Origin of the sequence: Actinosynnema sp. CA-299493 (assembly GCF_050946825.1) — a bacterium.
Lineage (GTDB): Bacteria > Actinomycetota > Actinomycetes > Mycobacteriales > Pseudonocardiaceae > Actinosynnema.
This window is the reverse complement of sequence record NZ_CP191993.1, coordinates 2,487,818-2,502,530: the sequence shown is the minus strand read 5'-3', so window position 1 is coordinate 2,502,530 and position 14,713 is coordinate 2,487,818. Positions and strand designations below refer to the sequence as shown.

Annotated in this window: 13 protein-coding genes; 5 read left to right on the top strand and 8 right to left on the bottom strand. The window is 73.4% G+C overall.

What is annotated here, in order from left to right; translation table 11 throughout:
- Nucleotides 1-4: 4 nt before the first annotated feature.
- From ACQPYE_RS11995 to ACQPYE_RS11980, 4 genes are all read right to left on the bottom strand, one after another.
- Nucleotides 5-1,063: a Gfo/Idh/MocA family protein gene (locus ACQPYE_RS11995; RefSeq protein WP_498721181.1), complete on the bottom strand. Its 1,059-nt coding sequence runs from the start codon at nt 1,061-1,063 to the stop codon at nt 5-7.
- 13 nt (nt 1,064-1,076) lie between these two features.
- Complete coding sequence (locus ACQPYE_RS11990) at nt 1,077-2,591, bottom strand: sugar transferase (RefSeq protein ID WP_498721180.1); 1,515 nt, start codon at nt 2,589-2,591, stop codon at nt 1,077-1,079.
- A 621-nt stretch (nt 2,592-3,212) separates the two neighbouring features.
- The gene (locus ACQPYE_RS11985; RefSeq protein ID WP_498721179.1) at nt 3,213-4,424 is read right to left on the bottom strand and encodes a GNAT family N-acetyltransferase; all 1,212 of its coding nucleotides are present in this window, start codon (nt 4,422-4,424) and stop codon (nt 3,213-3,215) included.
- 143 nt (nt 4,425-4,567) lie between these two features.
- Nucleotides 4,568-4,789 carry an RNA-binding S4 domain-containing protein gene (locus ACQPYE_RS11980; protein ID WP_498721178.1) on the bottom strand — a complete coding sequence of 74 codons (222 nt, stop codon included), beginning with the start codon at nt 4,787-4,789 and terminating at the stop codon, nt 4,568-4,570.
- A gap of 119 nt (nt 4,790-4,908) precedes the next feature.
- On the opposite strand from ACQPYE_RS11980, the gene ACQPYE_RS11975 reads away from it, so the two are divergent.
- Nucleotides 4,909-5,610, top strand: a complete 702-nt coding sequence (locus ACQPYE_RS11975; protein ID WP_498721177.1) for a DUF742 domain-containing protein — start codon at nt 4,909-4,911, stop codon at nt 5,608-5,610.
- On the opposite strand, the gene mug is transcribed toward ACQPYE_RS11975, so the two are convergent.
- The 4 genes from mug to ACQPYE_RS11955 are packed head-to-tail and all read right to left on the bottom strand — an operon-like array spanning nt 5,587 to nt 9,239.
- Nucleotides 5,587-6,120: a G/U mismatch-specific DNA glycosylase gene (gene mug, locus ACQPYE_RS11970; RefSeq protein WP_498721176.1), complete on the bottom strand. Its 534-nt coding sequence runs from the start codon at nt 6,118-6,120 to the stop codon at nt 5,587-5,589. The genes ACQPYE_RS11975 and mug overlap by 24 nt on opposite strands.
- Entirely contained in the window at nt 6,117-7,919 is a 1,803-nt protein-coding gene (locus tag ACQPYE_RS11965) for a bifunctional metallophosphatase/5'-nucleotidase (protein ID WP_498721175.1), read from the bottom strand. The genes mug and ACQPYE_RS11965 overlap by 4 nt, the downstream gene beginning before the upstream one ends.
- A 39-nt stretch (nt 7,920-7,958) precedes the next feature.
- Nucleotides 7,959-8,633 (bottom strand): copper resistance CopC family protein, encoded by a 675-nt coding sequence (locus ACQPYE_RS11960; protein ID WP_498721174.1) that lies wholly within the window; start codon nt 8,631-8,633, stop codon nt 7,959-7,961.
- Between the two features lie 9 nt (nt 8,634-8,642).
- A complete protein-coding gene (locus tag ACQPYE_RS11955) occupies nt 8,643-9,239 on the bottom strand; it encodes a hypothetical protein (RefSeq protein ID WP_498721173.1) in 597 nt (198 codons plus the stop codon).
- Nucleotides 9,240-9,387: 148 nt separating this feature from the next.
- Between ACQPYE_RS11955 and ACQPYE_RS11950 the strand changes: the two genes are divergently transcribed.
- The 4 genes from ACQPYE_RS11950 to ACQPYE_RS11935 all read left to right on the top strand — a co-directional run bounded on the left by ACQPYE_RS11950 (nt 9,388) and on the right by ACQPYE_RS11935 (nt 14,682).
- Complete coding sequence (locus ACQPYE_RS11950; RefSeq protein WP_498721172.1) at nt 9,388-10,128, top strand: response regulator transcription factor; 741 nt, start codon at nt 9,388-9,390, stop codon at nt 10,126-10,128.
- Nucleotides 10,106-11,569, top strand: coding sequence for a sensor histidine kinase (locus ACQPYE_RS11945; RefSeq protein ID WP_498721171.1), 1,464 nt, complete (start codon nt 10,106-10,108; stop codon nt 11,567-11,569). Before ACQPYE_RS11950 ends, ACQPYE_RS11945 begins: the two co-directional genes overlap by 23 nt.
- Nucleotides 11,570-11,644: 75 nt before the next feature.
- Nucleotides 11,645-13,435, top strand: coding sequence for an ArnT family glycosyltransferase (locus ACQPYE_RS11940; RefSeq protein ID WP_498721170.1), 1,791 nt, complete (start codon nt 11,645-11,647; stop codon nt 13,433-13,435).
- A 38-nt stretch (nt 13,436-13,473) separates the two neighbouring features.
- Complete coding sequence (locus ACQPYE_RS11935) at nt 13,474-14,682, top strand: bifunctional glycosyltransferase family 2/GtrA family protein (RefSeq protein WP_498721169.1); 1,209 nt, start codon at nt 13,474-13,476, stop codon at nt 14,680-14,682.
- Nucleotides 14,683-14,713: the final 31 nt, after the last annotated feature.

Here is a 14,713-nt window from a genome sequence, read left to right as displayed (position 1 = left end):
GGGATCACGGCGACCCGCTGCCGTCCGGCCGGTCGACCGGGGCGACGGTGACGAACCGGCCGCCCGCGGCGAGGCTGGCGGAGGTGGCTTCGAGGACGGCCAGCACGCGCAGGCCGGACCAGCCGTCGGTGAGCGGGGCGCGCTTCTCGGTGATCGCGGCGGCGAACTCCGCCATCATCCCGCGCAGCGCCTCCTTCTCCGGCAGCGCGGGCGCCACGGTGTCGCCACGCCGGTAGGAGATGATCGCCTGGCGGCGGTCCTCGTCGTCCTCGATCCGGTCGGCGCCCCGGTCGTGCACCGACAGGCGCTGCACGGTGTTCACGTCGTCCCACACGACCGTGCGGCGGGAGCCGCCGACGATCATGGTGCGGATCTTGTTCGGGGACAGCCAGTTCACGTGCACGTGGGCCATCACGCCGTCGGACAGCTCCAGCGTGAGGTGGCCGACGCACGCGAGGCCCGCGCCGATCGGGTCCGACCCGTGCGCGGAGACCCGCGTCACGCCCACGTCGTCGGGCAGGATCGCGTCGAAGATCGACAGGTCGTGCGGCGCGAGGTCCCAGAACACGTCCACGTCCGGCTGCACCAGGCCGAGGTTGACCCGCACGGAGTCGAGGTACTGCACGGTGCCGATCTCGCCGCCGCGCACCATGTGCCGCAGGTGCCGCACGGTCGGCGTGTAGACGAAGGTGTGGTCGAGCATCAGCGTCAGGCCCCGGCTCTCGGCCTCGCGGACGAGTCGCAGCCCGTCGGCGTAGGTGGCCGCCAGGGGCTTCTCCACCAGCACGTGCTTGCCCGCGCGCAACGCGGCCAGCGCGACCGGCAGGTGCGTGGCGGCCGGGGTGGCGATGGCGACCGCGTCGACCGCCGGGTCGGCGAGCACGTCGTCCAGCGAGCCGGCCACCCGGACGGTGGAGTAGTCGCCCAGCACGCGCCGGGCCTTCTCCACGTCCAGGTCGCACAGGTACCGCAGCGCCAGGCCGGGGGTGGCCTGCGCGTTGCGCACCAGGTTCGGCCCCCAGTAGCCGGCGCCGATGACGGCGATGCCGATGGGCTGGTCCATCCCGCTCCTCACGTCAGTACGCGCCCTGGCCGCCGAACACGGCGCGGATGGTCTTCCACAGGATCAGCACGTCCAGGGCGAGCGACCACTCCTCCACGTACCGGAGGTCGAGCCGCACGGACTCCTCCCACGACAGGTCGCTGCGCCCGGAGACCTGCCACAACCCGGTCAGGCCCGGCTTCACCAGCAGCCTGCGGCGCACGTCGGGGCCGTACTTCGCGCTCTCCTCCGGCAGCGGCGGCCGGGGACCGACCAGCGACATGGGGCCGGTGAGCACGTTGAACAGCTGCGGCAGCTCGTCGATCGAGTAGCGCCGCAGGAACCGGCCGACGGTGGTGACGCGGGGGTCGTGGCGCATCTTGAACAGCACGCCGGCGCCCTCGTTCACCGCGAGGAGCTTGGCGCGCAGCGCGTCGGCGTCGGTGACCATGGTGCGGAACTTCAGGATGGTGAACGGCACGCCGTCCTTGCCGACGCGGCGCTGCCGGTAGAGCACCGGGCCCTTGGTGTCGACCATGATCGCCACCGCGACGGCCAGCAGCACCGGGCTCAGCACCGCGACCAGCAGCAGCGCGCCGACCTTGTCGACGGCCGTCTTGACCACGCGGCGGAAGCCGGTGAACCTCGGTTCGCTCACGCGCAGCAGCGGCATCCCGAGCACGCCGGTGACGTGCAGCCGGGGACCGGCGAAGTCCATCAGGGCGGGCGCGACGACCATCTCGGTGCCGGTGCCCTCCAGGTCCCAGGCGAGTCGCTGGAGCCTGCGCGGCGTCCAGTAGGCGTCGGCGGTGACCGCGACGATCCGGTAGCCGCCGCGGCGGACCTGCTCGCCGAGGTCGCCGAACCGGCCGACGACCGGCACGCCGTCGAGCTCCAGGCCGATCTCCGCGCGACCGTCGACCGTGCACACGGCGTCCACGCGCCAGCCGAGGTGGGGCGCGCGGCGGGTGCGGCCGATCAGGTCGGCGACGGTGTCGATGTTGCCCGCGGCGAGCACGGGCAGCAGGCAGCGGCCCTCGCCCCTGGCGCGGTGCAGCGGGCGGCGCAGCAGGTAGCGGGCCGGGAAGGCGACCAGCGCGACGGCCGGGCCGACCACGAACACCCAGAGCCGGGCGCCGGGCAGCTCGAACGCGAGCGCGCCGAGGCCCAGCACGACGACGGAGGTGAGCAGGCCCCGGCCGAGGCGGCGGAACTCCTCCGCGCCCTGGCCGAGCACCACGGGGTTCCAGACCCGGCTGAGGAACAGCGATCCCACGATCACCCCGATGGTGACCGCTTCGAGCCCTAACAGGGACAGCGGGCCGACCGAGGCGTGGCGGGCGGACAGCACGAAGCCCGCGAGCACGACGACCAGGACGGTGCAGAGGATGTCGGCGGCGATGACGCCGTAGCGGTAGGCGGGCTCCCAGCTGCCGACGGTCGGGCTCGTGGTGCGTTGAGTGCGCCGAGCGGTGGGCTCGGCGGTGCGCTGGGTGGTGCCGACCCCCGCGACCGGTCTGCGTCGCGTGGGCTGGACCTGCTCGCTCATCGTGGTTCTCCCCGGGTTGGGCCGGTTCGGACGTGCACGTTCGCAGGGCATCCCCGACGGACCCGCGTGGTGTACGGCAAATGTGCCGGCCGGCGTTTTCTCGCCTCGCCAAACGGTCATTCGTTGTACCGACGGCGCGCGTTACACACGCAGTGAACTTTCGTTGGACGGTCATTCCTCGGGGCGACAGACGGCGCACACCCAGACGGGTCGTCAGGTGACTTCAGGTCACCACAACGGTCACCGGAAAAGGCTTGCCCAACCACTGGGACACCGAAGTCCACAGTGGCCGGTGACCGCCCGCGTGGGCACGGGGACACGACCATCGAATTTGGGACGGCTTCCGTTACAGGAAGTGTCGACGGAGGTCGAACCCGAGCCCGGAATGTGCCCCGATAAGGACTTGGGACGGTGCGGTGAGACCGCACCGTGGCGGACTGCGATCACCCTTTCACAGTGTGGTGGCAGCTATTCGGCGCAACGGATCGGCCACTTCGGGCGAGGAGCTGTTCGACATTTACCCGGTCGGCCGAACAAGAGTGACGACGGCCACTTCCCGGGTCATTGGCCTGTACCTGTGGCGCACGCCACGCGAAGCCCTCGCCGGCTCGGCCGGCGTGATCAGAACCAGTGCAGGCAGTGCGGGGCGCGCTCGGCGCGGAAGAGGGTGTCGGCGAGGGCGGCGGCGTCGGGGCGGTGGGCCCGGACGTGCCCGGCTCGCACGAGCTCGCTCGGGGCGGTGCCACCGAGGTAGATCGAGCCGAGGTCGCGCACGTCCAGCGAGAGGTCCGGCTCGCGGTCCGTCGGCACGCAGTCGGCCCGGCCCTCCCGGACGGTCAGCAGGTAGCGGGCGCGTTCGCGGAGGAACGGGTCGTCGACGTCGAGCACGAGCTCGCCGTCGGCGGACCAGCCGCGCGCGGTCAGGGCGCGGGGGACGTCCAGCAGGCGCACGTAGAGCCAGTCGGTCTCGTGGCTCACCTCGCCGGCGCGGAAGTCCGCGAGCTGCCGGCGCAGCGGGTGCCCGGGCGGGCAGTGCCGGAACACGACCCGGTCGACCAGGTCGTGCTCCAGCACGAACCGGGCCAGGGCCGTGGCGACGGCGTCGTCGGTGGCGATGGTCTCGTCGACGACCAGGGTGTCGGCCTCGGCCAACGAGTAGCTGGCGTACCCGTCCGGCACGCCGGCGGCGTCGCGGTGGACCGCGACGTAGCGCGGCGCCGGCGAGATCGGCGGCTGGCCCGCGCGCAACGCCCACCAGCGCGGCGGCCGGGACAGCGCGCCCGGCTGCGCGCGGCGGTACCGGTCGTAGACGTCCGCCAAGACGTCACCGCACTCGGCACGCCGCAGCACGTCGACCGAGCCGGGCGCGCCGACGTCGCCCGCCCGGGGCGTCGCGAAGGCGGCCTGGTGGCGCTGGACGGTCAGCCGCCGCGTGTAGGTCGCCGGCCCGTAGCCGAACCGGCCGTAGATCGGCGCCTCGCTGGCCAGCAGCACGGAGAGGAACTCGCCCCGCTCGCGCAGCTCGGCGAGCTGGAACCGCATCATCGCGCTGAGCACGCCCCGCCGCCGGTGCGACGGCAGCACGCCGACGGCGGACACACCGGCGGCCGGCACGACGACCGCGCCGGGCAGGGTGAGCTCGAACGAGTAGGCGGCGGCGGTGCCGACGGGCCGCCCGTCCTCCGCCGTCGCGAGCACACCGCGGTCCATCTCGATCGCCGACCACCAGAGCCCGCCGCCGTCGACCGGGGTCTCCGGGAAGCGCGCGAACGCGGCGTGGATCGTGTCGACGAAGACGTCGCGGTCCTCGTCGGTCGTGGAACGGATCTCCATCGCCGGCACGGCCTCCTGGGTACGGGCGCCACGACGCGTGACGCCGGGCCACAGTGCAGCCCCCACCCGCCGACGATCAACCGGATTACGGCCGATCGCCGCGCTCCCCCGACCGGCCGGGAGCCGTCGCGGGGCCCGGGATGCTAGCGACCGGTAACCAGGCGGGCCTTCTCCTCGCCCACGGCGATCACGTCGCCGTCGTGCAGCTGGGCGCCGCGCCGGGTCTCCAGCCGGCCGTTCACCGAGACCTCCTCGGCTTCGACCAGGTCACGGGCGTGCGCGCCGTTGTCCGCCAAGCCGGCCAGCTTGAGGAACTGGCCCAACCTGATCATGTCGTCGGAGATCTCGACCTCGCGGATGCGCATCGTCCCATCATCCTCCAGGCCGCCCGGAGCCGCGCATGTGCGGTGGTTAACGAGGATTGCACGGACTCGAAACACGCCCGACATCAACCGAACGTGGTTCGGTCTACGGTTCCCGGGATGTGAGCACAGGCAGCTCTGACCCGGAGCCGACCGGCGGCGAGCGCAGACGCCGCCGGTCCCTGCGCGGGGACGTCGGCACGACCGGCGCCCGGTTCGGCTCCCCCGCGCTGCGGCGCAGTCTCGACGACGGAGATCCTACGGAACAGCCGAAGCCACCCCGGCGGCGGAGGTCCCTAAGGGGCGAGGTCGGTGCCACGGGCGCCCGGTTCGGCTCGGCCGCGCTCCGGCGCAGCCTGGAAGAACCGCCGGACGACCCGCTGGACGAGACCGCCCCGTTCGACCGCGACCTCTACTTCGACCCCCCGCCCATGCCGGTCGTCCGGCAGCGCGAACCCGAGCCGGAACCGGCCGCCGAGGAGTTCTCCGGTCCCCTGGTCCGCCCCTACGCGTGGACGGGTGGCCGCACGGCGTCCAGCTACGACCTGAGGCTGGAGACGCTGATCTCGCTGGAGGAGGACGGCATCGCGACCGCCATGCGCGACACCACCGCCGAGCAGCGGTCGATCGTGGAGATGTGCGCGAACCCCCGGTCGGTGGCCGAGGTCTCCGCGCTGCTGGCCGTGCCGCTCGGCGTGGCGCGGGTGCTGCTCGGCGACCTCATCTCGATGGGCGTGGTCGCCGTGCACGACAACGCCGTGGCGGCCGGTGGCGCGGACTTCACGCTGCTGGAACGGGTGCTAGTCGGCCTGCGCAACCTCTAGCCGCAACCGGCCGAAGACCTCGGCCAGCGCGGGCAGCTGGTAGTGCGCGTTGAGCCCGCTGGGGTTCGGCAGCACCCACAGCCGCGACGACGCGATCGACTCGTCCTGCGGGCCGATCGCCGCCGCCTTGCGCCCGAACGCCGCCCGGTACGCCGTCACGCCGACGACCGCCACCACCTTCGGCCGGTGCCGCCGCGCCAACGCCGTCAGCCGCGCGCCGCCCGCCCGCAGCTCCTCGGCCGTCAGCTCGTCGGCCCGCGCCGTCGGCCGCGCGACCAGGTTCGTGATGCCCAGCCCGTACCGCGGCAGCTCGTCCTGCTCGGCGGGCGTCAGCAGGCGCGGCGTGAACCCGGACAGGTGCAGCGCGGGCCAGAACCGGTTGCCCGGCCGGGCGAAGTGCTGTCCCTTGGCGGCCGACATCAGGCCGGGGTTGATGCCGCAGAACAGCACGTCCAACCCCGGCCCCAGGACGTCCGGCAGGCCAGGCGGCGTCGGTCGCTCGTGGCTCATCCGCCGACGACCACCGGCGTGCCGTCGACGACCAGCCGCCAGTCGACCCGGTGGAACGCGGCCGGGTCGATCTCGCCGCGCTCGCGCACCCAGTCGATGATCAGCTGCCGGATCTCCAGCTGCCGGTTGTGCAGCACCGGCGCGGTCGCGATGTGCGGGAAGTTGCCGCCGCCGGACTGCCGGTAGTTGTTCACCGCCACCGCGAACTCCTGTTCCGCCGTCACCGCGACGCCGTCGTGGGCCAGTCCGGTGATCCGCTGCCCGACCGGCCGCGACAGGTCGATGTCGTAGGTCAGCGGCGCGTCCAGGCCGGCCGCCACGTCGTAGAGGTAGTCCGGCGTGCCGCCCGCGTTGGTCAGCGCGTCCGGCTGGTGCGGTCCGGGTGTCGTCACGGCCTTGAAGTACCCCGCGGACCGCTCCAGGTAGTCCTTCAACTGCGCACCGGTGAGCCGCACGCCGAACAGCGTGTTGTCGTAGACGTAGAGCCCGGCCACGTCGCGCACCGACACCTCGCCCGCCGGGATCGCCGCCGCCTTGCTGAACGGCGAGGCCAGCGACAGCACCGGCAGCGCCTCGGTCAGCGACGCCTTCAACGCCGTGCCCTGCACGAGGTTGACGAAGTCCAGCGCGGCGGTGTCCTCGTACCGCGCGGTCGCGGCGGACATCGCCGACTTGGACGTGCCGATCCGGGAGTTGACGTAGGCGACCACCTTGTCGTGGTCGTCGCGCAGCCGGCGGGCGATGGCCGGGTCCTCGGGCACGGTGCTGGTGTCGAGCACCTGCGAGCGGGACGCCTCGGCGCGCCAGCCGCGCCCCGGCGACCACGCCAGGTCGAACTCCATCACGCTCAGCCGCTTGCCCCAGAACAGCGGCTCGGTCAGCAGCACCTGCTTGCCGGTGGCCTTGTTGGTGACGAACCGCTGCGCGATCTCGGTGTGCGCGTGGCCGACCAGGATCGCGTCGATGCCCGGCACCTCCTCGGCGACCAGCGCGGAGCAGTTCTCGGGGAAGGGCAGCAGGTCGCCCAACGACGACGAGAGGTCGGCGCCGGAGTGCGCCGCGACCACCACCAGGTCCGCGCCCGCCGCGCGCACCTTCGGCACCCACTCGCGGGCCTGCTCCAGCACGCCCGGGAAGGTCATCCTCCCGTCCACGTGCGCCTTGTCCCAGATCGCGATGCCGGGGTTGGTCAGGCCGAGGATGCCGACCCGCAGCGGCGCCGCGCCGGTGCGCCACACGGTCTTGACCACGTACGGGCGGAACGCCGGCCGACCGGTGGCCGAGTCGATCGCGTTCGCGGCGAGCAGCGGGAAGTCCAGCTGCTTCTCGAACGCCCGCAGCAGGGGGATGCCGTAGTTGAACTCGTGGTTGCCGAGCGCGGAGGCGTCGTAGCCGAGCTCGTTCATCGCGGCGGCCATCGGGTGCACGCGACGGCGGCCGATGGGCTCGACCCTGGCGTAGTAGTAGGCCAGCGGGGTGCCCTGGATGGTGTCGCCCGCGTCGACGAGCAGGGTGCGGTGCGCGCCGCGTTCCTCTCGGACGGCCTTGACCAGCGTGGACAGCTTCGCCAGGCCCACGTCGTCGTGCCCGGCGTCGTCGTACTCGCGGTCGGCGTAGTAGTCCCAGTTGAAGACGTTGCCGTGCAGGTCCGTGGTGCCGAGGACGGTGAGGGTGAACCGCCGCCCGCCGGCCCGGTCGTCCGGTGCGGCGTGCGCCGCCGTGCGGAACCCGGCCACGGCGAGCACGGCCGCGGCGCCGCCCGCGAGCAGGACGCGGCGGTGCAGAGCAGATCCGGTCATGGGCCGACCGTAGTCATTGACCGTTGACCACCCGGCCGGCTACTCGGCCGGCGTGCCGTCGCCGTCGTCCTTCCGGCCGCGCCTGCTCAGGCCGACGACGACCACGACGGCGACCACCACCACCGCCGCGACGATCAGGACCCACGCCCACAGCGGCAGGCCGCCGCCGTCCTCTCCGCGCGTCGGCTCGGAGCCGGCCTGGTCGGTGGACGCGGCGGTGATCGTGGCGACCGAGCCGGTGGCGGCGGACGACGAGGCGGTCGGCGCGGCGTCCCCCGACGTCACGGCGGGCGGCGCGGCAGGGGTCGTGGCGGGCGTCGTGGCGGCCGGCGGCGGCTGGGCGGCCGGCGGCGCGGTCACCGTGAAGGCGAACGTGCCGTCGACGAAGTCGCCGTCCAGCGACTCGACCGTCCACGACACGGTGTGCTGCCCGGCGGGCGACCCGGACTCCAGCAGGGGCACGGTCAGCTTCGCGCCGTCGGCCACGACCTGGCCCGTGGGCCACGCGCTCCCGTCGGCGGCCAGGACGGTGACCTCGGCGCTCTCGGCGGGCACCGGCTCGGTGAACGTCAGCGTGAGCAGCGTGGGCCGCTGCGCCAGCGACGCGCCGGCCGCCGGGTCGCTCGACACCAGCTCGGTGTGCGCGTACGCCTGGGGCGACGCCCCGAACAGGACCAACAGTGCCAGCAGTGCCGAGAGCGCCAGTCGGGTCATGCGGTAGTTCTACCGGGTCGGCGGGGTCCCCTGCTCGTCGGACGAGTCGCCCTGCTGGTCCTGCTCGACCGGCGGCCGGCCGTCGCCCTGCTTCTGCCGCGGCCCGCCGCGCATCACGTCGCCCTTCATGATGCTGTCCGCGGTGGCCTTGCCGTCGGCGGACTCGGCGGGCTCGCCGGCGATGACGGTGACGACGTCGCCCTCCGCGATGTCGTCCAGGTCGCCCTGACCGCCGTTGACCTGCGTGTCGTCGTCGATCAGGTAGGTCTCGCCGAACCCGTCGCCGCTCTTCACCGTGATGGACGAGTCGCCGACCTCGGTGACCTCGCCGTTCTGGAACTCGCCGTGCTGGGTGTCGCCGAACGGCCCACCCATGATCATCAGGCCGCCGCCGGGCCCGCGGCCGTAACCGCCTGGTCCGCCCATGCCCTGGGCCGCGTCGGAGTTGCTCGCGGCGTAGATGACACCACCGCCGACGGCGGCGATGCCCACGGCGATGGCGACCGCGGCGAGGGTCTTGCGGCCGTTCCAGCCGGTTCCCGCAGCGGCGGCCTGCGGCGGCGGCTCGTCACCCCACGTCGGTTGCTGCTCGGTTTCGGTAGTCATGGCGACCACGGTGTCGGGCGAGCCTGTGAACCGGCTGTGCGGCCCTTGGGCGCCGCCTGTGCGTGCGCCACGACCGGTCGGGCGGCTTCACAGGTGGTACACAGGATCGGCACAGGTCCGGCTCAAGCGCCGGGGCCAGGATCGGAGCATGCGCCCAGTGTCCGCTTCGGGGACCTTCCCTGAACTCCGCCGCCCGGACGGAAGTCCGGTGCGGGTCCTCGTGGTGGACGACGAGTCCACCCTGGCCGAGCTGATGTCCATGGCGTTGCGGATGGAGCGCTGGGAGGTCCGCACCGCGCTGGACGGCACGTCCGCCGTGCGGACCGCGCGCGACTTCCGGCCCGACGTGGTGGTGCTGGACGTGATGCTGCCCGACTTCGACGGGCTGGAGGTGCTGCGCCGGCTGCGCGCGGACCTGCCCGGCCTGCCGGTGCTGTTCCTCACCGCCAAGGACGCGGTGGAGGACCGGATCGCCGGGCTCACCGCCGGTGGCGACGACTACGTGACCAAGCCGTTCAGCCTGGAGGAGGTCGTGCTCCGGCTGCGCGGCCTGCTGCGCCGCACCGGCGTCACCGAGGCGGGCGCGGGCACCGAGCTCGTGGTGGGCGACCTGGTGCTGGACGAGGAGACGCGCGAGGTGCGTCGCGGCGGCTCCGCGATCGACCTCACCGCGACCGAGTTCGAGCTGTTGCGGTACCTGATGCGCAACCCCAGGCGGGTGCTGTCGAAGGCGCAGATCCTGGACCGGGTGTGGAGCTACGACTTCGGCGGGCAGGCCAACATCGTCGAGCTGTACATCTCCTACCTGCGCAAGAAGATCGACGCGGGCAGGACGCCCATGATCCACACGATGCGGGGCGCGGGCTATGTCCTCAAGCCCTCCTCCTGAGCACGCCTCGCGGGCCAGGAGCTGGCCGCTGCGGACCAAGCTGGTGGCGGCCCAGGTGGTGCTGCTGGCGGTCGTGTGCGCGATCATCGGTGTGGCGACCGGGCTCGCGCTGCGGGACACCATGGTCGCCCGGTTGGACGACCAGCTGGTCGAGGCCTCGACCAAGGTGCGCCGCGACGTCCCGCCGCCGCCGATGCCGGGCCGGTCCGCCAACCCGCTGGACGGGCCGGGGTTCGGGCCGGGCACGCTGGTGCTGATCAAGCACCCCGACGGGGGCACCGACGCCGAGCGGATCGCCCGGGAGAGCGGTGACCGGACCAGGCTGTCGACCGACGTGGCGGCGCGGGCCGAGACCGTGCCCGCGGACGGCAGGCCGCGCACGGTGTGGCTGGGCGAGGAGCTGGGCGACCACCGGATCATCGCGACCACCACCCCGATCGGCGTGGTGGTGATCACCGGGCTGCCGATGGCCGACGTGGACAGCACGGTGTCGCGGATGGCGTGGACCGTCGGCGGCGTGGCGCTGGCCGGGCTGGTCGCCGTGAGCCTGGCCGGCGCGCTGATCGTGCGCCGCACGCTGCGCCCGCTGGAACGGGTGGCCGCGACCGCGAGCCGGGTCGCCGAGCTGCCCCTGCACGAGGGCGAGGTCGCGCTGGCCGAACGGGTGCCGGACGAGTACGCCGACCCGGACACCGAGGTGGGCCAGGTCGGTCTCGCGCTGAACCGGATGATCGGCCACGTCGGCAGCGCGTTGGAGGCCAGGCACGCCAACGAGACCCGGGTCCGGCAGTTCGTCGCCGACGCGAGCCACGAGCTGCGCACTCCCCTGACCGCGATCCGCGGGTACGCCGAGCTGACCCGCCGCTCGTCCGAGGAGGTGCCGCCCCAGGTCGCGCACGCGATGCGACGGGTGGAGTCCGAGGCGGTGCGGATGACGTCGCTGGTCGAGGACCTGCTGCTGCTGGCCCGGCTGGACGCGGGGCGTCCGCTGGCGCGTGACCGGGTCGAGCTGTCCCGGCTGGTGGTCGACACGGTCAGCGACGCCCGGATCGCCGGGCCCGACCACGAGTGGCGGCTGGAGCTGCCGCCGGACGCCGTCCAGGTGGCCGGTGACGCGCACAAGCTGCACCAGGTGCTGGCGAACCTGCTCTCCAACGCGCGCACGCACACGCCGCCGGGCACGACGGTCACCACGTCGCTGTCCACTGTGGAGGGCGGGGTGCGGGTGGCGGTGAGCGACGACGGGCCGGGCATCCCCGCCGGGCTCCAGAGCGAGGTGTTCGAGCGGTTCAGCCGGGGCGACACGTCGCGGTCCCGGGCCGCCGGGAGCACCGGCCTCGGCCTGTCGATCGTGGCCGCCGTGGTGGCCTCGCACCACGGGTCCGTGCGGCTGGCCAGCAGGCCGGGCCGGACCACGTTCACCGTCCACCTGCCACGCTGATCAAGCTGGTCTCGCACAGCGGGCTCACAGGCGGTGCACAAGGACTGCCCAGGGTTCGCCGACAGGCTCGGTCCCATGCGAGCGCGACTTCCCCTGTTGCTGTTGGCGGCCGGGACGGCGGTGCTGTACCTGTGGCGGTTGGGCGACTCCGGTTGGGCCAACGCCTACTACTCCGCCGCCGCCCAGGCCGGCGCCGAGAGCTGGCACGCGTGGTTCTTCGGCGCGACCGACCCGGCCGGCGCGATCACCGTCGACAAGGCCCCCGCCGCGACCTGGGTCATGGGCTTGTCGGCCCGGTTGTTCGGCGTCAACGCCTGGAGCATCCTGGTCCCCCAGGCGTTGATGGGCGTGGCCTCCGTGCTGCTGCTGCACGCCGCGGTGCGCCGCGCGGCCGGTGAGGCGGCCGGCCTGATCGCGGGCGCGGTGCTGGCATTGACGCCGGTGGCGGTGTTGATGTTCCGGTTCAACAACCCCGACGCGCTGATGGTGCTGCTGCTCGTGGCGGGCGCGTACGGCACGGTCCGCGCCACCGAGACGGCCTCGGTGCGGTGGCTGGCGCTGGCCGGCGCGGCGGTCGGGTTCGCGTTCCTGGCGAAGATGCTCCAGGCGTTCCTGGTGCTGCCCGCGTTCGGGTCGGTGTACCTGGCGTTCGCGCCGGCCGCGCTGCCGCGCAAGCTCCGGCACCTGGCCGCGGCGTCGGGCGCGGTGGTCGTCGCCGGTGGCTGGTGGGTGCTGGCGGTGGAGCTGACGCCCGCCGGGTCACGGCCCTACATCGGCGGGTCGCAGGGGAACAGCGTGCTGGAACTGGCGTTGGGCTACAACGGTCTCGGCCGGTTGACCGGTGAGGAGATCGGCAGCGTCGGCGGCGGGCCGGGTTCGAGCGGGTGGGCCAGGCTGCTCGGCGCCGAGATGGGCGGTCAGATCGCCTGGCTGCTGCCGACCGCGCTGGTGCTGCTGGTCGCCGGCTGGTGGGCCGGCCGCGCGACCGAGCGGATCGGGCTCGCGCTGTGGGGCGGCTGGCTGGCCGTCACCGCCGTGGTGTTCAGCTTCATGAACGGCATCATCCACGCCTACTACACGGTCGCGCTGGCGCCGGCGATCGGCGCGGTGACCGGGATCGGCGCGGTCGCGCTGTGGCGCAGGCGGCGGGAACCCGGCGCGGCGGCGGCGTTGTCCGGCGCGCTGGCCGTGACCGCGCTCCAGTGCTACCTGCTGCTGCTCGACTGGTCCACCCCGCTGGCCGCGGTCGTGCTGGTCCTCGGCCTGGTCGGCGCGGTGGGGCTGTTCCTCGCCGCCTCCGCGCCCGCCGCCGTGGTCGTGCCGGTCGCCGTGGTCGCCGCGCTGCTCGGGCCGGGCGCCTACTCGGTGGCCACGGCCGCGGCGCCGCACTCCGGCGCGATCCCCAGCGCCGGGCCCGCCCTGGCGAACCGACCGGGCGGGTTGGTCCTCATCGGGCCGGGCGGAGCCACGGACAACGTCCGGGGCGGCGGCAACCGGATGGGCGGGCTGCTCAGCGCGCCGACGCCGGGCGACGAGCTGGTGGCGTTGCTGCGCGACAGCGAGGGCTTCACGTGGGCGGCGGCGACCGTCGGCTCCAACAACGCGGCCGGCTACCAGCTCGACAGCGGTGCGCCGGTGATGGCCGTCGGCGGGTTCAACGGCACCGATCCCGCACCCACCCCGGCGGAGTTCCAGGAACTGGTCCGAAGTGGACGGATCCACTACTTCCTCGGCGGCGCGATGATGCCCGCCGAGACGGGCAGCGACGCGGCCGAGCGGATCGCCGAGTGGGTGGCGGACACGTTCACCGCGACGACCGTGGACGACGTCGACGTCTACGACCTCACAGCCGGCGCACAGCGATGACACACGAGCCGCCCAGCCGAGCGCCCGAGGGTGGGCTCATGACCACGCTCACGACGACCACCGTGCTCGACGTGGTGGTGCCGGTGTTCAACGAAGAACGCGACCTCGCGCCGTGCGTGCGCAAGCTGCACGCCGACCTCACGCGGACGTTCCCCTACACGTTCCGGATCACCATCGCCGACAACGCGAGCACGGACGGCACGCGTGCGGTCGCCGACGAGCTGGCCCTCGAACTGCCCGGGGTGGCCGCGGTGCACCTGGCGGAGAAGGGACGCGGCCGGGCGCTGAAGGCCGTCTGGACCGCGTCGGACGCCGCCGTGCTGGCGTACATGGACGTCGACCTGTCCACCGACCTGGCCGCCCTCGCGCCGCTGGTGGCGTCGTTGATCTCCGGGCACTCCGACCTGGCGATCGGCAGCCGGCTGGCGCGGGGCGCGCGGGTGGTGCGCGGGCCGAAGCGCGAGTTCATCTCCCGCTGCTACAACCTGGTCCTGCGCGGCGCGCTCGCGACCCGGTTCAGCGACGCGCAGTGCGGTTTCAAGGCGATCCGGGCCGACGTCGCCCGCCGCCTGCTGCCGCACGTCGAGGACACCGGGTGGTTCTTCGACACCGAGCTGCTGGTGCTCGCCGAACGGGCCGGCGCGCGCATCCACGAGGTGCCGGTGGACTGGGTCGACGACCCGGACAGCCGGGTGGACGTCGTGTCGACCGCGGTGGCCGACCTGAAGGGCGTCGCCCGGGTGGCCCGCGGTCTGGTGAGCGGGCGGATCCCGATCGGCGAGCTCCGCGCCCAGCTGGGGAGGCAACCGTTGGAACCGCGGACGCCGGGCGTGCCCGCCGGGTTGTTCAAGCAGCTCGTCAGGTTCGGCGCGGTGGGTGCGATCAGCACGTTGGCCTACCTGCTGCTGTTCGTGTCGCTGCGCGGCGGGCTCGGCGCGCAGGGCGCGAACCTGGTGGCGCTGCTGGTCACCGCCATCGCCAACACCGCGGCCAACCGCCGGTTCACGTTCGGCGTGCGCGGTCGGCGCGGCGCGGGCCGCCACCAGTTCGAAGGGCTGATCGTGTTCGGTCTCGGTCTCGGTCTCACCAGCGGCTCGCTCGCCCTGCTGCACCTGGGCGCCGCGCCCGGCGGCTCGGCCGAGCTGGTCGCGGTCGTCGGCGCGAACCTCCTCGCCACCGTGCTGCGCTTCCTGTTGCTGCGCAACTGGGTCTTCCGGCCGCGCCGCGCCGCGGAGACCGCTCCATGACACACAGCTTTCATGGCACACCGTCGACCCT

Bases quoted from the DNA above. Each gene is read 5' to 3' on its own strand.
- ACQPYE_RS11995 (WP_498721181.1), bottom strand. From the start codon at position 1,063: ATGGACCAGCCCATCGGCATCGCCGTCATCGGCGCCGGCTACTGGGGG.
- ACQPYE_RS11990 (WP_498721180.1), bottom strand. From the start codon at position 2,591: ATGAGCGAGCAGGTCCAGCCCACGCGACGCAGACCGGTCGCGGGGGTC.
- ACQPYE_RS11985 (WP_498721179.1), bottom strand. From the start codon at position 4,424: ATGGAGATCCGTTCCACGACCGACGAGGACCGCGACGTCTTCGTCGAC.
- ACQPYE_RS11980 (WP_498721178.1), bottom strand. From the start codon at position 4,789: ATGCGCATCCGCGAGGTCGAGATCTCCGACGACATGATCAGGTTGGGC.
- mug (WP_498721176.1), bottom strand. From the start codon at position 6,120: ATGAGCCACGAGCGACCGACGCCGCCTGGCCTGCCGGACGTCCTGGGG.
- ACQPYE_RS11965 (WP_498721175.1), bottom strand. From the start codon at position 7,919: ATGACCGGATCTGCTCTGCACCGCCGCGTCCTGCTCGCGGGCGGCGCC.
- ACQPYE_RS11960 (WP_498721174.1), bottom strand. From the start codon at position 8,633: ATGACCCGACTGGCGCTCTCGGCACTGCTGGCACTGTTGGTCCTGTTC.
- ACQPYE_RS11955 (WP_498721173.1), bottom strand. From the start codon at position 9,239: ATGACTACCGAAACCGAGCAGCAACCGACGTGGGGTGACGAGCCGCCG.
- ACQPYE_RS11950 (WP_498721172.1), top strand. From the start codon at position 9,388: ATGCGCCCAGTGTCCGCTTCGGGGACCTTCCCTGAACTCCGCCGCCCG.
- ACQPYE_RS11945 (WP_498721171.1), top strand. From the start codon at position 10,106: ATGTCCTCAAGCCCTCCTCCTGAGCACGCCTCGCGGGCCAGGAGCTGG.
- ACQPYE_RS11940 (WP_498721170.1), top strand. From the start codon at position 11,645: ATGCGAGCGCGACTTCCCCTGTTGCTGTTGGCGGCCGGGACGGCGGTG.
- ACQPYE_RS11935 (WP_498721169.1), top strand. From the start codon at position 13,474: ATGACCACGCTCACGACGACCACCGTGCTCGACGTGGTGGTGCCGGTG.